A 16,178-nucleotide genomic window follows, 5' to 3' on the forward strand; every position below is an offset into this window, starting at 1 on the left:
ATTTATTTTCATCGCCTTTTTTATGCTTTACCTGATCATTTTTTCCCGCTCGTCATAAAGCCCGACTAACAAACTATTTCCTTTATTATCTACTCTGATCCCTCCGAACTTTGCTTGTTCATATTTTGTGGCATGCCCTTCTTGAAAAAAGAAGGATTCGGCACCAATATTTAAACTATGTCTATTAGACATAGTGTATTTGATTAAGAGTTCGTCTTTCTTTAACGGTGTCGTATTGTTTTGCAAGCGAACCCCACTTGCTATACCTTTAGTATTTAATTTGACAACAACGTATCCACGTGGAGGCACTTCTGAAGGCGTTATACTGTCTGCTATACTATATCTTAAGCGCATGTAATCGCCTTGCATAAGTGATCTCGGATCGACAGGTGCTAACTCTAAAAGAATCAGTTTACCCTCTTTTAGAATTTTTTCCTTCTGCAGGATCGTAAAAGCGAAATAAGCAATGATGGCCAATAAGTTCACTGCAATGATCCAGTTTTTATATTTTTTCATTGTTGATTTTGTTTGAATTTATAACAAAGTAAATGGCTAAAAATAACAGTCCGGAAATAACTAAAATCAATGACTTTACCAATAATGAAAAGGTTAGATTATAGTAAAAATGCCATAAGGAAAGGAGTAGGGAAATAAGACCAATTGATAGACCCATCCTATATTGATAATTAAAACAAGTTAAGATGAGTAGTATTGAACATGCGATACCAGGATTAATAACTGTTGAACCTAGCATCAGTATGAGAAGTGCATATGTAGGAAAAAGTACTTTGGATGTTGTGATCTCAAATTTACTTGTGATTTTATAAACCACCCATAAAATTGCAAATCCATATAGTACCGATAATATATATAATGCGAATGAGTTGTTATTTACTTGCTCATTGTAAGTCTCATAATGTGATAGTATAATGAATGCTGTCGTGGCTACTGTTGCAAGAATAAGCCCTAAGCGCAATGGATTATAGATTGTACTGATTAAATTTCGTTTGGATAGTACAGCTGCTTCATGTGATAAAAAATAGATCAATGTAATTATGAGAATAGCATTGATCAGTGTAATGAATAATATATTTTGATAATTGTGATTGATTAAAGCTATTATGGAATAAATAATGCCAAGTATATTTAACAGGGATAACAGGTGGCGTTGTACAATTAATAGTGTACATAAGCTGATGATAAAACAGAGTATAAATATGTAATTTAAATCATGGATATCGAAACCATATATGAGCATCCATCCTCCCGCAATATAAAATGCAATACTTGCAGTATCAATGATAATGGCGTTATATTTTTTAATGCAGTATAGAGATAGAATAAGAAAGATGGAACCGCAAATGATTAAATTCAACTTATCGTTTAAGATGTTTAGTAAAAATAAGGCTCCTAAAAAACTTAAAACACTTAATATAACTCCAAGTATGGGTAGTATTTTTATAGTCAGATTTGATCTGTTTTCCTCCAAATGTTGATACGCTGCCATTGTATCATTTATATTGATCTGAAAATTGGGCTCGTTGCCTTTGCTCAAAAGTTCTATTTTATTTAGTATTTCTTGTTTATTTTTCATTGGTCCATTTTCTTTGAAGATTTAACAATAATTTTATAATGGCTGTCACCGTTATTATCACAAAAAGACTGATGATGATCAAGACAAATTCATCTTCAAAGATTCTAATAAGCAGACAATTAGTGATAATTAAAATACTGAAAGCTATGGTTCCAATGAAAAATGTACTTTTTGTCTGTAAGGCATAATAGATATAGTAAGAGTAGCATGCTAGCGTACCAATAATTAATAATAATCCGTTTAGGAGTCTTGAGTCAAATATGAGGTAACACAAACCGATTGTTGCAATTGAGGTTACAATAAGAGTAAACGTATTTCTAAACCATAGTGGTATCTGGATTTTCCGATAATGATTTAGAGATAATAAGGCCGTTAACGCACTACCATTGATAAAGAATAGTAGTGTAGACATACTAACTGGGTCAAAACTATTTAGAACTTGATCGTTGAATAGGAAAATGGTTGTATTAATAAGAAGAATATGGAGAAGCAAAAGTGGATAAAATCGTGTTGCGATTACCCAAATCGTGATAAATATCGTCCAGGCAAGAAAAAAGTCATAGGCATTAGCTCCCGTTTGGTATATCTGTCCAAATACCGCAAATAATACACCGACTAACATGGAAGCAGCTGTCAATAATGTATTTTTATATACTTCATTTATTTTTAATAGAAGTGCACAAAGTACAGTTGCAGCTAGTAGAAGAAGTATAATTCCGATTTTAATGAATTTGTTTAAATCTGCCCAATTGAATGCAAAGAAAAATATAATGCCAGAGACAACAAACCCGATTCCTAATACAAGTAAGAATAAATCTAAGAATCGCTTCCAGTCTCTGGTATTTACGTACACATTTTCTTCTAAAAGATTTTCTATCTGTTCTCTTGAAAGATTACTATGCTTACTTGCAATCGATATGTCTTCACGATTTAGTTTTTCCATTACTAAATCTAACGAAAAATTGTGATAATTTTCTGGAATAGAATGGATCTGAAAAAGATTGAAGGTGGGAGATACTTCGGAATCTGATAGGCTATATGATGTTTTCCATAGGAGTTATTAACATAATGTTAATAACTCCTGTGGAAAACACTGTTTTAATTCTGAGGGCTAGCAGTAAATCTTAGTTTTTTTTAAAAAATTACCGTGTGTTTTCTACCAACGGATGAGGGCTGATCCCCATGTAAATCCTGCGCCAAAAGCAGCTAAACAAATAAGATCTCCTTCTTTAATTTTTCCAGCTTCCCATGCTTCACATAATGCAATTGGAACTGATGCCGCGGTTGTATTTCCATATTTTTGAATGTTATTAAATACTTGATCGTCATTTAGCTTCAATGTCTTCTGGATGAATTGCGAAATTCTAAGATTTGCTTGGTGGGGTACTAAGAGGGTAATATCTTGTGTTGTTAAATTATTTTTGGTTAGTGCTTCTCCTATTACCTCTGGAAATTTTACCACTGCTTTTTTAAATACTGTCTGACCGTCCATGACTGGAAATGCTGTTCCATTTTCTAGCATTTCTGCTGTCATTAACATTCCGCCAAGCTCTTGTTCCGGCCATTTTGGTTTTTCATCTAACCAGATCCCACCAGATGCACCAGGGTAATACATCGCTAACTTTTCAGCATCAGCACCGTCAGAATGTAAATGAGTACTTAGAATACCTTTACCTGCTTCATTTGTAGGTTGAAGAACAACAGCTCCGGCGCCATCTCCAAAGATTACGGACACACTTCTTCCGCGTGTTGAGTAATCAAGGGCAAAAGAATGTTTTTCAGAGCCAACGACAAGAATATTTTTGTACATCCCAGTTTTGATAAATTGGTCAGCGACAGATAATGCATAAATAAAACCTGAACATTGGTTTCGGATATCTAAAGCACCTACTTCTTTCATACCCATTTCCCGCTGTAGAAGTACGCCACAACCAGGGAAATAATAATCAGGCGAAAGCGTAGCAAAAATAATAAAATCAATTTCTTCGGCAGTCGTATTTGCGCGTTCAATCGCTATTTTTGATGCTTCAACAGCCATAGTGGTGGTTGTTTCACCAATTCTATCCGCATAACGACGCTCTTTAATACCTGTTCTTTCCTGAATCCATTCATCACTTGTATCCATGAAACGGGTTAAGTCTTGATTGGTGTAAACATTTTTTGGTACGTAGTATCCTATACCTGCAATTTTGGATTGAAACATATGATTGTATTTATGTTAAGTTCAAATTAAGTAAAATTACGTAATTTTTGAAAATTAAAGTACTTTTGTAGTATGAGTACAGAAACTGCACAAGAAACCTATTCCTTATCCGAAATTTTAGCTTCAGTTAAAGATTCCAATCGACTGATTTTGTGGAATGACGATATCAATACTTTTGACCATGTTATTTTTTGTATGATGCATCATTTGCAATATTCGGAACCTGAGTCTGAAAGAATTGCTTTTAAAGTGCATAATGATGGTAAATGTGCAGTCTTGGAGGGATCTTTGACTGAGATGGAGGTCTATAGAAAAATTCTAAAAGCAGAAGGTCTTACTGTATCTGTCGAGTAGATTTTTATTTCCGAGATAGGTCATTTTATTGAGTAATAAAGTGGTTACGAGTCGTTTTAGTTCAACAAAAAAATACATTTTTGTAGTATTACAGCTTATAACTTTATTATGTTCTCTAAAAATCAGACCCATTTCTTTACTTTTCTTATTACGTTTTTATTCTTTCCGATAATAGCTTTCGCTCAATCTGGTAAAATATCTGCTACTCTTATTGATGAAAAAACTGGAACTCCAGTCAATTTTGCTAGTGCATCATTACTGACGGGTAGTGCTCAAGCTTATTTAAAGGGTACCCAATCTGATGAGAATGGCGTAGTCATTTTTCAAGATGTTCCAAATGGTACTTTTACGTTACGTGTTACTTATGTTGGCTATTCCGACTTCGTGAAAACAAATATTGTCGTATCAAATTCTTCCAATCTTAATCTCGGTAAATTAGTTTTAAAACCTTCTGGTGAATTGCTTAGTGAAGTTGTAATTGAAGGAAGAGCACCGGCGATGCAGATTGGAATCGATCGTAAGATTTTTAATGTTGGAGAAAGTTTGGTGAGTGCAGGTGGTACAGCCACCGATTTATTAGCAAATGTGCCAACTTTACAAGTCGATCAGGATGGGACGGTTAGTTTAAGAGGATCTAATGTTAAGATTTTGATTGATGGTAAAGAATCTGCAATGGCAGGTAATGATGTGACGGCCTTATTACAGAGTTTACCAGCTAATTCAATTGATAAAGTCGAAATTATCACCAATCCTTCTTCCAAATATGACTCAGAAGGGCAGACAGGAATTGTAAATATTGTATTGAAAAAAAATATCCGTACGGGATTGAATGGTGCTGTTAATACATCTGCAGGTTCTTATGATAACTATATGGCTGGATTGACGCTTAATTACAGAGATAAGAAGTTCAACTATTTTGGTAGTTATAATTTTAATCGCCGTAATATGGTTGGGAGCGGGAAGGTGGATAACACTTTTTTAGATAATAACAGCCGTATCTATAATGAATCTGAGTCTTCCCGTAAAGGAAACGGACATAATATTAAGGCAGGAGTTGACTATAATATAACGGATCGTACTACTTTGGGGCTTTCTGGTAATATGAGTATCCGTAATAGTGATCGTTCTGAAGATTTGAATTACCAATATTCTAATCATCCTAAACTTTCGGGGACTAGTAATCGTAATTCACGTCAATTTGAAGATGACTTTGCTTATGATTTAAATTTTGATTTTAGACATCAATTTAAGCGATCTGGAGAAGAGCTGACTGCGAATGCAAGTTATGGAAATGATAAAGAAGATGGAACAAATGATTTTTTACAGAACTTTAGTGGTCCCATACCTGCTGATGGTCGTAAAAATGTGACTTCTGAAAACGGAAAGGTGATTAATCTACAAGCTGATTATGTATTGCCATTTTCTGAGACGAGTAAGTTTGAAGCTGGATATAGAACGCAGATTAGAAAATCTTTTGATACGCAGTTTTCTGAAATCTTAGTTGATAGCCTTGGGCTTTATTTCCCCGATTATAAGATCAGTAATGATTTTGATTTTACGAGTTCGGTTCATGCTTTATATGTTAATTATCAGAATAAATTAAGCAAAAGAATTGGTTATCAATTGGGGTTACGTGGCGAGCAATTTGAATTAAAATCGACTTACTTTTCAAAAGATCCAGAAGTACTTGTCAAAGAAGAAAAAGCTAATCAAAATTTCTTTCGTCTATATCCGACTGTATTCTTGACGTATGATCTTGATGACAGCGGTGATAAATTACAGTTGAGTTATTCTAGAAGAGTACAACGCGCTCGGGGCTGGCAAATCAATCCATTTCCAGATGTGACTGATGATATGAACCGACGTCAGGGTAACCCAAATCTAAAACCTGAAGATGTGCATGCTTTTGAGTTGAGTTATGCGAAAACTTATGGTAAAGTTAATTTGGTCAGTTCAGCATATTTTAATCATACCAGTGAAGTGATTCAACCTTACGTATTCTTTGTAGATTCGAATAGTGTGACTTATAGTAAATGGGAGAATTTAACAAGCCGTACTTTATCTGGTTTTGAATTTATTGCCAAAGTCAATGCAACAAAAGATTTTGATTTTACATTCAATCTGAACTTGATAAATATCAATTATAAAGCTAATGAGCTGTACCAGTTGCCAAGTAGGAAGGGATTTTCTTATAATTCTAATTTAACCATGAACTATAGGATGACACCAACATTTTCTGCACAGGTTAGAGGCGAATATAATTCTTCTCGTGTAATGGCTCAAGGAAAGATGAATGCGATGAAAGGTATAGATGTAGCTTTGAAAAAAGATGTCTTTAATAAGAAAGCTTCTGTTATGTTGAATGTCCGTGACGTATTCAATTCTAGAAAAATGGAAGGGTATACGGAAACGCCGCAGTTGATTTCTAATTTTGAAAGGCGTTGGATGAAAAGAATGGTTACTTTATCAGTTTCGTATCGATTCGGAGGTCAGGATTTAACAAAGTCTAAGAAAAGGGAGACTAATACAAATGAAATATCCGGAGAAGAATATTAAGATATATTCTTGATTCCGATGATTTTTTTTTAAATTTAATCCATATAAATACTAGATATGAAATTAAGAACAATCGTTTTAGCAGCTACTATGCTCGCGGGTACTGCAAGTGTTGGTACTACTGTCGCTCAACAGAAGAAAGAAGTCCCTGCATATAAGGTTTTGGATCTACCTAAGGTAGATTTGAAAAATTTTAACAAAAATAAACAAGGTGCATATGTCATTTTTGATGGTACTTCTTTAACAGGATGGCGTGGTTATGATAAAGCTGTATTGCCTAAAAAATGGATCATTGATGATGGTGCTATAAAATTTGACAGCAAGGCAAATGTTGGAAATAATGAAGGTGGAGATTTAATTTTTGCTCATGATTTCAAAAACTTTGAATTGGAACTGGAATGGAAAGTGGCAAAAGGAGCGAACTCTGGTATTTTCTTTTTAGCAAAGGAAATTGAAGGACAACCAATTTATATTTCCAGTCCTGAATGTCAAGTGCTGGATAATGAAAATCATCCTGACGCGAAGATGGGGGTTGATGGAAATCGTAAATCAACGTCGTTATATGATATGATCCCTGCGAAGCCTCAAAATGCTAAGCCTTATGGTGAATGGAATAAAGTGAAAATTGTTGTTAATAAAGGTAAAGTTGAACAGTGGCAAAATGACGTCAAAGTTGTTGAATATACACTATGGGATCAATCATGGATTGATCTATTACAAAAAAGTAAATTTAGTGAACAAAAATGGCCTTTGGCTTACGAATTATTGAAGAATGTCGGTGGCAAAACTAAATCAGGCGTTATCGGATTTCAGGATCATGGTGATGACGTATGGTTCAAAAATATTACTGTGAAAAAATTGTAATTACCATAAAGCATAAAAAAAGCGAGCTTGAAAATCAAGCTCGCTTTTTTTATGCTTTATGATTCTGTTATTTCATTCCTTTATTTTATAGAATGGACTGTAATTCTTTTAAATTACTGATCATATGTATTACATCTTGTGGTCTTTCACCTTGATTAGGATTAAAGAATATGGCATCCATGCCTACATTCATTGCTCCTCGAACATCTGCATCAATATTATCACCGATCATGATGGAATTGTCAATTTTTGCGTCGGCTTTATCTAATGCGAAATTGAATATTCTGGGATCAGGTTTATTGACCCCAACCACTTCGGAAATAAAGATATTTTTAAAATATTTATTGAGATCACTTTTATCAAGCTTTACTTCGCAAGCTTCTTTGAATCCATTTGAAATCAAATGTAAATTGTAATTTTTATACAGATATTGAAGTGTTTCATGTGCATGTGGAAATAAATTGGTTTTCTGCGGGCACATGCGTAAATATTCTATTTCAAAACTAGAGGGAAATAGGGAAGGATCTACACCAAGTTGTGTAAATGTATCTGCAAAGCGGGCACGGCGTAATTCTGTTTTATCAATTTTACCATGATGATACAGATTCCATACGCGATGATTATTGACCGTATAGGTTTGGATAAATTGGGCAGAGCTTTCTTGCTGAAATAGCTGATCAAATTTGTAATGATAATATAGTTCGTCCAATGTCTCTTCTGCATTTTTATCAAAATCCCAAATGGTATGATCTAAATCGAAGAATATATCTTTTTTGTCTTGTTGAAACATAGTACAAATATAGCGTAATATGAACTAATGAAAGAAATAGGGGCTGTTCGATTTTCCTCTTAGTGTCATAAAGTCCAACACATTTTTTTATACCTCTGTTTATCGTTATTTTTGTTCTGTTGCAATATATCGTATGAAAAAAGCACTTGTTTTATTTTATTTTCTTGTTTTTTATGCCACCTCCCAATTGATCTGGTGGGGTGTTATGCTTGCTCGGTTTCAACCACAAAGGAAATCGATGATTATCGGTGAAGGTATATTTTTTTTACTGATCTTTCTTTGGGGCGCTTTACGTTTAAAAAAGCTTTTTGTTCGTGAACAAAAATTACAACAACAGCAACAAAACTTTTTATTGGCCATAACTCATGAATTAAAATCTCCGCTAGCTTCGGTCAAATTATATATTCAAACAATTTTGAAAAGAGATTTGGATAAGGAACAGCAACAAGTTTTTTTAAGGAATTCTTTGAAGGATATTGAGCGATTGGATGATTTGGTTGAAAATGTATTAATCACTACTAAGCTTGAAAGCCGCAATTATAATCTTCCGAAGGAAAAGTTTAATCTCACCGAATTAGTAGAACAAATTGTGGACCGCCTTCAAAAGAATGCTTGTAGAACGCAAGTGTTGAAACCTAATTTGGATTCGGATGTTATGATCTACGCTGATAAGTTTGCAATAAGTAATGTCGTGACTAATTTGATCGAGAATGCAATAAAATACTCTCCACCATGTGCAAATGTTGTGGTTAAATTAACAAATGAAGAGCATGGAATAATTTTTTCTGTTGCTGATCATGGAATTGGTATCAGTGATGTGGAGAAAAAACTTATCTTTAATAAATTTTATCGTGTAGGAAGTGAAGCGACACGTAAAACTAAAGGTACCGGTTTGGGGTTGTATATAGTGAAGACGGTCTTGCAAAAGCATAACGCGTCTATTAAGGTAAAAGATAACACTCCTTCGGGGAGTATTTTTGAAGTAACATTTGATAAAAATGCAAAGTAAACAACGCATACTGCTCGTAGAAGATGAAGAACACTTGTTAGAGGCTATCAAGTTAAATTTGGAGTTAGAAGGTTACCGTGTAACAACAGCTACAGACGGTAAAAAGGCTTTGAAAATATTCAAGGAAGAACGTTTTAATTTGATCATTCTGGATGTCATGATTCCTGAGATTGATGGATTCCAGGTTGCCGAAACTATTCGACTACAAAATACGGAAGTTCCTATTATGTTTTTAACTGCTAAAAACAGTAGTGAAGATCGTATCACTGGTCTTAAAAAAGGTGCAGATGATTATTTAATCAAACCTTTCAATTTGGAAGAACTTATCCTTAGGGTAGGTAATTTGGTGCGAAGAAGTTTAAAACCTGATGATTTGAAAGAATTAAACTCTTATCAAATTGGTGATAAAACAATTTATTTTAATTCATATGAATTGCATCATGCAGATGGTACTATTACTTCTTTAACAAAGAAAGAAACCATGTTGTTGAAGCTATTGATTGAACGCCGAAATGAAGCTGTTTCTCGCGAACAAATATTGGAAACAGTATGGAATTATGATGTTTATCCTTCAACTCGTACGATTGATAATTTCATCTTGACTTTCCGTAAATATTTTGAACCTGATCAAAAACACCCAATTTATTTCCATTCTATTCGTGGTGTTGGATATAAATTCACGGATAATAATGCATAACGTTTTATGATGACATTTAAGGCTCGTGTAGCTGTTATTATCATTGCATTATTGTTAATTGGATATGGCGTTTATGCTGGACATTATCAAACTTCGATCCTGATTGCAGGTGGTGTTTGTTATCTGGTGTGGAGTCATTTGCGCGAGAGCTCAGTAGCTATGGCTAGTGATTCATTTCATAAGCAGGACTATGCTAAGGCAAAAGTTTTACTGGCTGAAGTGAAAAATCCTGATCGCTTGAGGAAAGGACGTCGTAATATTTATGAATATATGATGGGTACTATTTCACTTCATGAGGATCGCATTGATGAAGCTGAATACCATTTCCAATTAGCATCAAGATTACCGTGGAAAAAAGATAATGAAAAAGGGATGGTCTTAATCAATTTATCGAATATCAGTTTAAGAAAAGAAGAGTATGAGCGTGCTCAAGCTTATATTGATGTTGCGAAGAAATTGAATTTAACAGAACGTCAAGCCATTATAATTGGCAAAATACAAAACGAAATTTCAAAACATATATAGTGATTACTACTTTACAAAACGATTTATTGATTAGAGCTGCACTTTCGCAGCAAACTGAACGCCCGCCTGTATGGATGATGCGTCAAGCTGGAAGATTTATGCCTGAGTACTGGGCAATAAAAAATAAATATTCCTTTTTGGAAATGTGCAAAACTCCGGAGATTGCTGCAGATGTTACCATGTTGCCAGTTGATTTACTAGGTATAGATGCCGCAATTTTGTTTTCTGACATTTTGGTTACAGCAGAAGCAATGGGTGGAGATTTAAGTTTTGAACAAGGAGTAGGTCCGCGTTTCGCTAATCCAGTGCGTTCTTTTGCTGATGCTGATAAATTAGCTACAGATTGTTTGCCTAAATTGGAATATGTAGCTGATGCTATTAAAGTAATTCAACAGCGTTTGAATGGTAGTATTCCTTTAATTGGTTTTGCAGGTGCACCATTTACAATTTTAAGTTATTTAGTTGAAGGGGCTTCTTCAAAAGATTTTAAGTTGACCAAATTGATGTTGAATAATGAACCAAAATTGGCTCACACTATTCTTCAAAAGATAGCTGATGTAACTGTCGAGTATTTAAACATGCAAATTGCTGCTGGTGTTAATGCTGTTCAGTTATTTGATAGCTGGGCTTTAGCTTTATCTTGGAATGATTATAAAGAGTTTGCTCATTATTATAATAATCAAATCATCTCTCGTTTGAATCGAAAAGATGTTCCCGTAATTTCTTTCTGTAAAGGATCTTCTGTGTTTGCCCCAATAATGGCAGAAGCAAAACCGGATGTGATATCTGTCGATTGGAATGCAGATTTAAAAAATATCAAACAATCGTTACCTGCGGGAATTGCTGTTCAAGGTAATTTGGATCCATTTGTATTGTATGCTGATAAAAAAGTAATCAAAGAAAAGATCCTTCAATTATTTGAACGTATGCGTGGTGAAAATGGATTTATTTTCAACTTAGGTCATGGTATTATGCCTGATATCCCTTTTGATAATGTGAAATACGCAATTGAAGTTGTTAAAGAATTTAAATATTAACAAGTATCAGTTTAACAAACAAAACAAGGAACAAATATTTGTTCCTTGTTTTGTTTGTAGTAAATAAGTTCTTCTCAATAACTCAATATTCAATTATCTTTGTATTCATACTTTTAGGATTATGATTTATCTTTACGCTAAAGCGATACATATCATATTTGTCATTTGTTGGATGGCGGGATTATTTTATATGCCCCGACTATTCATCTATCATACAGAGGCAAAAGATCAATCTAAAGAGGCATATACCGTTTTACATAAGCAGTTTTCAATCATGGAGAATCGATTGTGGTGGGTAATAACTACTCCTGCTATGTACATTACAGTTTTCTCGGCTTTAGTAATGCTGTATGTTAATCCATCATTATTACAAATGGGGTGGATGCATGTCAAGTTGCTATTTGTGGCAGCTATGATTGCTTACCATTTTATCAGTCAACGGATGATGTTTAATCTTAGAGATGAAAAATCAACGCTTAGTTCCTCAAAACTTAGAATGTGGAATGAAGTTTCTACTGTACTGTTGTTTTCCATTGTTTTTACCGTTGTTTTAAAATCTGCATTGAACTGGATCTATGGCGTTGTCGGTCTGCTATCACTGGCGATTGTATTAATGATATTGATCAAAGCTTATAAAAAATATAGAACTTCAAGAGAAGGCAAATAATGATTTTTTAATTTCTAAAAAATCGGAATCATTCCAAACTAATTATTACTATTAAATTCGGTTATTTAGACTAGCAGATGTTGATCTGATCTTTACTGGATAACTATTGAGAATAAATAATAGTGTACATTTGCAGTAAATAAAACATTTTATGTCATTTGAGTCTTTAGGTTTATCACACAATATTATCAGTTCTGTCAAGCAATTAGGTTATCTGAAACCTTTTCCTATTCAAGAACAAGCTATTCCAGTTATCTTATCGGGCAAAGATCTGATGGGTATTGCGCAAACAGGCTCTGGGAAAACTGCATGTTTTGTGATGCCTATATTAGAGAAGTTACAAATTGATGTTGTTAAAAGAGATCGAAATATTGAAGTACTTGTACTTGTTCCTACCCGAGAATTAGCCATTCAGATTGATGAAGTTTTTAGAGCCTTTACTGGTAATCTAAAGCGAGAGATAAAAACTATGGCGGTATATGGTGGTGTATCTATTAATCCACAAATGAAAGGTATGCTTGGGGTAGAAGTTTTAACAGCAACTCCAGGCCGCTTATTGGACTTAATTAAGAACAAGGCGCTGAGCATTAGTCATATTCAACATTTGGTTATTGATGAGGCTGATAAGTTATTTCAAATGGGTTTTGAAGATGAGCTCAGAGAACTTTTGGCTTTAATGCCTAAGAAGAAACAAATTACCTTGTTTTCTGCAACATTAAATGATAAAATAACTGAAATAAATAATCTTCTTTCAATCAAGCCTGTTGTTGTAGAGATTGAAAGTGAAGAAGCCAATATTGATCAGATAGAACAGATCGCTTACCATGTAACTGCGGAGACTAAAGGTCCATTTTTGCGTTATCTTATCAAAGAGCAAAAGATGAACCAAGTACTTGTATTTGTATCTTCTACACGTACGGCAGATAAATTGGTGGAGAAATTATTGAAAAATAAAATTAGAGCAATTTCTATCCACGGTCAGAAATCGCAAAGTAATAGAAAGGATCATCTCGATTATTTTAAAAAAGGAGATGCACAGGTTTTGGTAGCTACAGATCTGATCGGCCGTGGTATTCATATCGATTCTCTACCAGTCGTTATTAATTTTGAATTACCTCGTTCTCCGTTAGATTATGTTCATCGTATAGGAAGAACTGGTCGTGCAAATAATTTAGGAACTGCTATTACCTTATTAACAGATGAGGAGTTGCATCATTTTTCTGTTATTCAGAGGAAAATGGGCAAAAAGGTCGATATTAAACCAACAGATGAAGTAAATCTGCACGGTTATTAATTTAATTTATTAGCCCGCTTTTTTAGCGGGCTATTTGTTTAATGTGCAATTTCTGTGAAGACAAACTTGACACTATCATAGTTGATTGCAACATCTGGAGAGTAACTGGGAATATCCAGGAATCTTACTATCGCTCCATTTCCTAATCGTAGCGTTTTTCCATCCTGCAGTAGTGCAAATGGTGTTCTTTTTTTTACTCCTCCACTATGTGGCATATAAAAATAGTCTCCAATTAATGTGTCTCCCTTTATATTTCCTCTAATTTCTCCGGAGTCTTTACCGCTATTACCATATTGGATCGTATAGTGTCCGTAAAAATGGTTTTCATTTTTAGTAAGCTGAAGGTATGCTGTATCTCTTTTTGAAACTGCCCGATAATGTTTAGCAGGAAAATTGACCGCACTAGGCTGGCAACTTAAAGTGAATAATATTGTTATTAGGTAACAATATGTTTTTATGGAGTGAAAAATGCTCGGAAAAAAGGCTAGCATAGATTAAATCTGTTTTTTTGATAATCAAGGTTACTTATGCTTTATCGGAAATATAACATGAAACGGGATCTTGTATTTCTTCAATGAGTTCTTTATCCATGTACTTATATTCATCAGGTATTTCTAGTATTACGATTTCTATATTACTACATTCATTTGGAAATTGCTGAATGAGTTTCTCTTTGTGATGATTTTCCATTACAAATACGATATCTGCCCAGTTTAGATGTTTGGCATTCACTTTAATTCTTGCATTATTTTCTGTGCCAGCAGATTTAACACGAACAGTTTTATGTTTTTTATAAATTGTTTCTGCTGTTAAGCTCCTCCAGCGGTTGCGGCTGCAAATAAATAATATGTTTAGCATGATTATAGGTGAATTTTATGGAAAGGGGAAGATGATAGATTATAGATGAGCATGCTATTGATAATATTTTTTTCTTATTTAAATCAAAACTGTCTTAATCAGTGTTGGTTCTTCTTGTAAAAATGCGCCATATTTTTGTCCAAAGTCTTTGATATAGGGTTGGGCATTATGGGCATCAAGACCTGCTTGATCTTTCCAAATTTCATAAAATGTGAATATATTCGGGTCTTCTATGCCTTGATGTAAATTATACAGTTCGGCGGCTGGTTCAAGTCGTGTTAAACGAACCATTTCCTGCAGTGTCTTTTTTACTTGGTCGCGATATGCTTCTTTTGTTCTTAGTACAACAGTAAGGTAAATTTTCATTTATAATTATTAATGGATTAGATTTTATTATGCTTGTTTTATTGTATCCAACTGGATTTAGGGATATAACATTTTTCTAAAGTATGATTTTTCAATGAAATTTCATCCATCAATGTTTTCAATACGATCAATAAGCTCTTCAAATTGGTCTTTATGAAGTCCTTACTTTATTGTATCTGAGGAATTGATGTATTAAGGTTTATTTCTACCTATAGATGTGATTAGTAATCGTGCGATATTATTTATAATGATTGTACCTGAATTGTTATCTAAATTTTAAATGTTGTTGTTGTATTTTTTTGAAATAATGTATAATATTACATTTAATCTTCCGATAGTCTTTAATACTATTTACAATGAATAAACATTATTTAATAAAGTTCTATAATGTTTTTAAGGAAGGTTTTTAGAAAAATAAATTATGAAGAAATTAAAATTTTTAGTAGCTGTCCTTTTGATGGCAGGATCTAGTCTTACTGGATTCGACAGTGTTGCTCAAACATTGAAAAAGAAAGATATTGGCTTGCAATTGTATTCTGTTCGAAGTTTGATTAAAAATGATGAAGATTACTTTCCTGTATTGAAAAAATTGTCGGCGATGGGATATACGGCAGTTGAAGCCGCAGGATTTAGCGACGGGAAATTTTATAATAACTCTCCACAGGATTTTAAGAGTAAAGTTGAGAAGGCTGGAATGAAAGTTGTCTCATCCCATGCCACTAGAAATCTTTCCAATGAAGAATTAGCTTCTGGAGATTTTTTAAAAGCATTGGAATGGTGGAGTAAAGCGATAGAGGCACATAAGGCTGCTGGTATGCAATATATTGTTACTCCATGGATGGAAGTTCCAAAAACAATTAAAGATCTAGACACGCAATGTAAATATCTAAATGAGGTTGGTAAATTGTGTCGTCAAAATGGTCTTAAGTATGGCTATCACAATCATGCTCATGAGTTTCAGAAAGTGGAAGATAAAGTTATCATGTTGGACTATATGATTGAACATACAAATCCGCAAGATGTATTTTTTGAAATGGATGTGTATTGGACAGTGATTGGTAGATCTAGCCCTGTAGATTATTTTAATAAATATCCAGGAAGATTTACTGCTCTTCATATCAAAGATCGCCGTGAAATTGGTCAAAGTGGTATGGTTGGATTTGATGCAATCTTTAAGAATGCTAAAACTGCAGGAGTGAAACATATATTTGTTGAACTTGAAGAGGTTTCTGTTGATCTGGAAAAAGGCTTGAAAGAAAGTATCGATTATCTTTTAGCGGCACCATATGTGCAAGCTAGCTACGCTAAATAGTATATCAGGTCTACTGAATTATAAAAAAGAAAAGCACGGGTCATTTTGACTC

The 16,178-nt window shown here is 33.8% G+C and carries 18 protein-coding genes; 10 read left to right on the top strand and 8 right to left on the bottom strand.

The window, feature by feature from the left end; all coding sequences use genetic code 11:
• Nucleotides 1-27: 27 nt before the first annotated feature.
• From JAZ75_RS10845 to JAZ75_RS10860, 4 genes are all read right to left on the bottom strand, one after another.
• Nucleotides 28-516, bottom strand: a complete 489-nt coding sequence (locus JAZ75_RS10845) for a GDYXXLXY domain-containing protein (RefSeq protein ID WP_132770994.1) — start codon at nt 514-516, stop codon at nt 28-30.
• Complete coding sequence (locus JAZ75_RS10850; protein WP_208701744.1) at nt 503-1,594, bottom strand: DUF4401 domain-containing protein; 1,092 nt, start codon at nt 1,592-1,594, stop codon at nt 503-505. Before JAZ75_RS10850 ends, JAZ75_RS10845 begins: the two co-directional genes overlap by 14 nt.
• Nucleotides 1,584-2,537 (bottom strand): DUF2157 domain-containing protein, encoded by a 954-nt coding sequence (locus JAZ75_RS10855; RefSeq protein WP_208701746.1) that lies wholly within the window; start codon nt 2,535-2,537, stop codon nt 1,584-1,586. Before JAZ75_RS10855 ends, JAZ75_RS10850 begins: the two co-directional genes overlap by 11 nt.
• A gap of 213 nt (nt 2,538-2,750) precedes the next feature.
• The gene (locus tag JAZ75_RS10860; protein WP_208701748.1) at nt 2,751-3,797 is read right to left on the bottom strand and encodes a 3-oxoacyl-ACP synthase III family protein; all 1,047 of its coding nucleotides are present in this window, start codon (nt 3,795-3,797) and stop codon (nt 2,751-2,753) included.
• A 72-nt stretch (nt 3,798-3,869) separates the two neighbouring features.
• Between JAZ75_RS10860 and JAZ75_RS10865 the strand changes: the two genes are divergently transcribed.
• From JAZ75_RS10865 to JAZ75_RS10875, 3 genes are all read left to right on the top strand, one after another.
• Entirely contained in the window at nt 3,870-4,151 is a 282-nt protein-coding gene (locus JAZ75_RS10865) for an ATP-dependent Clp protease adaptor ClpS (protein WP_132770990.1), read from the top strand.
• A gap of 108 nt (nt 4,152-4,259) precedes the next feature.
• Complete coding sequence (locus tag JAZ75_RS10870; RefSeq protein WP_208701750.1) at nt 4,260-6,707, top strand: TonB-dependent receptor domain-containing protein; 2,448 nt, start codon at nt 4,260-4,262, stop codon at nt 6,705-6,707.
• A 57-nt stretch (nt 6,708-6,764) separates the two neighbouring features.
• The gene (locus JAZ75_RS10875; protein ID WP_208701752.1) at nt 6,765-7,571 is read left to right on the top strand and encodes a DUF1080 domain-containing protein; all 807 of its coding nucleotides are present in this window, start codon (nt 6,765-6,767) and stop codon (nt 7,569-7,571) included.
• Between the two features lie 85 nt (nt 7,572-7,656).
• Here JAZ75_RS10875 and JAZ75_RS10880 read toward each other — a convergent pair whose 3' ends face one another.
• Nucleotides 7,657-8,361 carry a YjjG family noncanonical pyrimidine nucleotidase gene (locus tag JAZ75_RS10880; protein WP_208701754.1) on the bottom strand — a complete coding sequence of 235 codons (705 nt, stop codon included), beginning with the start codon at nt 8,359-8,361 and terminating at the stop codon, nt 7,657-7,659.
• A 133-nt stretch (nt 8,362-8,494) separates the two neighbouring features.
• On the opposite strand from JAZ75_RS10880, the gene JAZ75_RS10885 reads away from it, so the two are divergent.
• The 6 genes from JAZ75_RS10885 (at nt 8,495) to JAZ75_RS10910 (ending at nt 13,590) form a co-directional block, all read left to right on the top strand.
• A complete protein-coding gene (locus JAZ75_RS10885; protein WP_132770986.1) occupies nt 8,495-9,370 on the top strand; it encodes a sensor histidine kinase in 876 nt (291 codons plus the stop codon).
• Nucleotides 9,360-10,067, top strand: a complete 708-nt coding sequence (locus JAZ75_RS10890; RefSeq protein WP_021189964.1) for a response regulator transcription factor — start codon at nt 9,360-9,362, stop codon at nt 10,065-10,067. Before JAZ75_RS10885 ends, JAZ75_RS10890 begins: the two co-directional genes overlap by 11 nt.
• 6 nt (nt 10,068-10,073) lie before the next feature.
• Nucleotides 10,074-10,592: a hypothetical protein gene (locus JAZ75_RS10895; protein ID WP_232789409.1), complete on the top strand. Its 519-nt coding sequence runs from the start codon at nt 10,074-10,076 to the stop codon at nt 10,590-10,592.
• Nucleotides 10,592-11,629 carry a uroporphyrinogen decarboxylase gene (gene hemE / locus JAZ75_RS10900; RefSeq protein WP_021189966.1) on the top strand — a complete coding sequence of 346 codons (1,038 nt, stop codon included), beginning with the start codon at nt 10,592-10,594 and terminating at the stop codon, nt 11,627-11,629. The genes JAZ75_RS10895 and hemE overlap by 1 nt, the downstream gene beginning before the upstream one ends.
• A gap of 121 nt (nt 11,630-11,750) precedes the next feature.
• Nucleotides 11,751-12,296: a CopD family protein gene (locus JAZ75_RS10905; protein ID WP_132770985.1), complete on the top strand. Its 546-nt coding sequence runs from the start codon at nt 11,751-11,753 to the stop codon at nt 12,294-12,296.
• Between the two features lie 151 nt (nt 12,297-12,447).
• Nucleotides 12,448-13,590 (top strand): DEAD/DEAH box helicase, encoded by a 1,143-nt coding sequence (locus tag JAZ75_RS10910; protein ID WP_208701756.1) that lies wholly within the window; start codon nt 12,448-12,450, stop codon nt 13,588-13,590.
• A 38-nt stretch (nt 13,591-13,628) separates the two neighbouring features.
• Here the strand turns inward: JAZ75_RS10910 and JAZ75_RS10915 are convergent, their stop codons facing one another.
• From JAZ75_RS10915 to JAZ75_RS10925, 3 genes are all read right to left on the bottom strand, one after another.
• Nucleotides 13,629-14,081, bottom strand: a complete 453-nt coding sequence (locus JAZ75_RS10915; RefSeq protein WP_208701758.1) for a hypothetical protein — start codon at nt 14,079-14,081, stop codon at nt 13,629-13,631.
• A gap of 34 nt (nt 14,082-14,115) precedes the next feature.
• Nucleotides 14,116-14,448: a low molecular weight protein tyrosine phosphatase family protein gene (locus JAZ75_RS10920; protein ID WP_208701760.1), complete on the bottom strand. Its 333-nt coding sequence runs from the start codon at nt 14,446-14,448 to the stop codon at nt 14,116-14,118.
• Nucleotides 14,449-14,526: 78 nt separating this feature from the next.
• The gene (locus tag JAZ75_RS10925; RefSeq protein ID WP_208701762.1) at nt 14,527-14,814 is read right to left on the bottom strand and encodes a putative quinol monooxygenase; all 288 of its coding nucleotides are present in this window, start codon (nt 14,812-14,814) and stop codon (nt 14,527-14,529) included.
• A 421-nt stretch (nt 14,815-15,235) separates the two neighbouring features.
• Here JAZ75_RS10925 and JAZ75_RS10930 point away from each other — a divergent pair, with 421 nt between their 5' ends.
• Complete coding sequence (locus JAZ75_RS10930; RefSeq protein WP_208701764.1) at nt 15,236-16,126, top strand: sugar phosphate isomerase/epimerase family protein; 891 nt, start codon at nt 15,236-15,238, stop codon at nt 16,124-16,126.
• The last annotated feature ends 52 nt before the right edge of the window (nt 16,127-16,178 follow it).

It is taken from the genome of Sphingobacterium sp. UDSM-2020 (assembly GCF_016132525.1).
GTDB classification, from domain to species: domain Bacteria; phylum Bacteroidota; class Bacteroidia; order Sphingobacteriales; family Sphingobacteriaceae; genus Sphingobacterium; species Sphingobacterium anhuiense.

What these genes read in the sequence shown, in the direction of transcription:
- JAZ75_RS10845 (WP_132770994.1), bottom strand. Translation starts at nt 516, where the DNA reads ATGAAAAAATATAAAAACTGGATCATTGCAGTGAACTTATTGGCCATC.
- JAZ75_RS10850 (WP_208701744.1), bottom strand. Translation starts at nt 1,594, where the DNA reads ATGAAAAATAAACAAGAAATACTAAATAAAATAGAACTTTTGAGCAAA.
- JAZ75_RS10855 (WP_208701746.1), bottom strand. Translation starts at nt 2,537, where the DNA reads ATGGAAAAACTAAATCGTGAAGACATATCGATTGCAAGTAAGCATAGT.
- JAZ75_RS10860 (WP_208701748.1), bottom strand. Translation starts at nt 3,797, where the DNA reads ATGTTTCAATCCAAAATTGCAGGTATAGGATACTACGTACCAAAAAAT.
- JAZ75_RS10865 (WP_132770990.1), top strand. Translation starts at nt 3,870, where the DNA reads ATGAGTACAGAAACTGCACAAGAAACCTATTCCTTATCCGAAATTTTA.
- JAZ75_RS10870 (WP_208701750.1), top strand. Translation starts at nt 4,260, where the DNA reads ATGTTCTCTAAAAATCAGACCCATTTCTTTACTTTTCTTATTACGTTT.
- JAZ75_RS10875 (WP_208701752.1), top strand. Translation starts at nt 6,765, where the DNA reads ATGAAATTAAGAACAATCGTTTTAGCAGCTACTATGCTCGCGGGTACT.
- JAZ75_RS10880 (WP_208701754.1), bottom strand. Translation starts at nt 8,361, where the DNA reads ATGTTTCAACAAGACAAAAAAGATATATTCTTCGATTTAGATCATACC.
- JAZ75_RS10885 (WP_132770986.1), top strand. Translation starts at nt 8,495, where the DNA reads ATGAAAAAAGCACTTGTTTTATTTTATTTTCTTGTTTTTTATGCCACC.
- JAZ75_RS10890 (WP_021189964.1), top strand. Translation starts at nt 9,360, where the DNA reads ATGCAAAGTAAACAACGCATACTGCTCGTAGAAGATGAAGAACACTTG.
- JAZ75_RS10895 (WP_232789409.1), top strand. Translation starts at nt 10,074, where the DNA reads ATGATGACATTTAAGGCTCGTGTAGCTGTTATTATCATTGCATTATTG.
- JAZ75_RS10905 (WP_132770985.1), top strand. Translation starts at nt 11,751, where the DNA reads ATGATTTATCTTTACGCTAAAGCGATACATATCATATTTGTCATTTGT.
- JAZ75_RS10910 (WP_208701756.1), top strand. Translation starts at nt 12,448, where the DNA reads ATGTCATTTGAGTCTTTAGGTTTATCACACAATATTATCAGTTCTGTC.
- JAZ75_RS10915 (WP_208701758.1), bottom strand. Translation starts at nt 14,081, where the DNA reads ATGCTAGCCTTTTTTCCGAGCATTTTTCACTCCATAAAAACATATTGT.
- JAZ75_RS10920 (WP_208701760.1), bottom strand. Translation starts at nt 14,448, where the DNA reads ATGCTAAACATATTATTTATTTGCAGCCGCAACCGCTGGAGGAGCTTA.
- JAZ75_RS10925 (WP_208701762.1), bottom strand. Translation starts at nt 14,814, where the DNA reads ATGAAAATTTACCTTACTGTTGTACTAAGAACAAAAGAAGCATATCGC.
- JAZ75_RS10930 (WP_208701764.1), top strand. Translation starts at nt 15,236, where the DNA reads ATGAAGAAATTAAAATTTTTAGTAGCTGTCCTTTTGATGGCAGGATCT.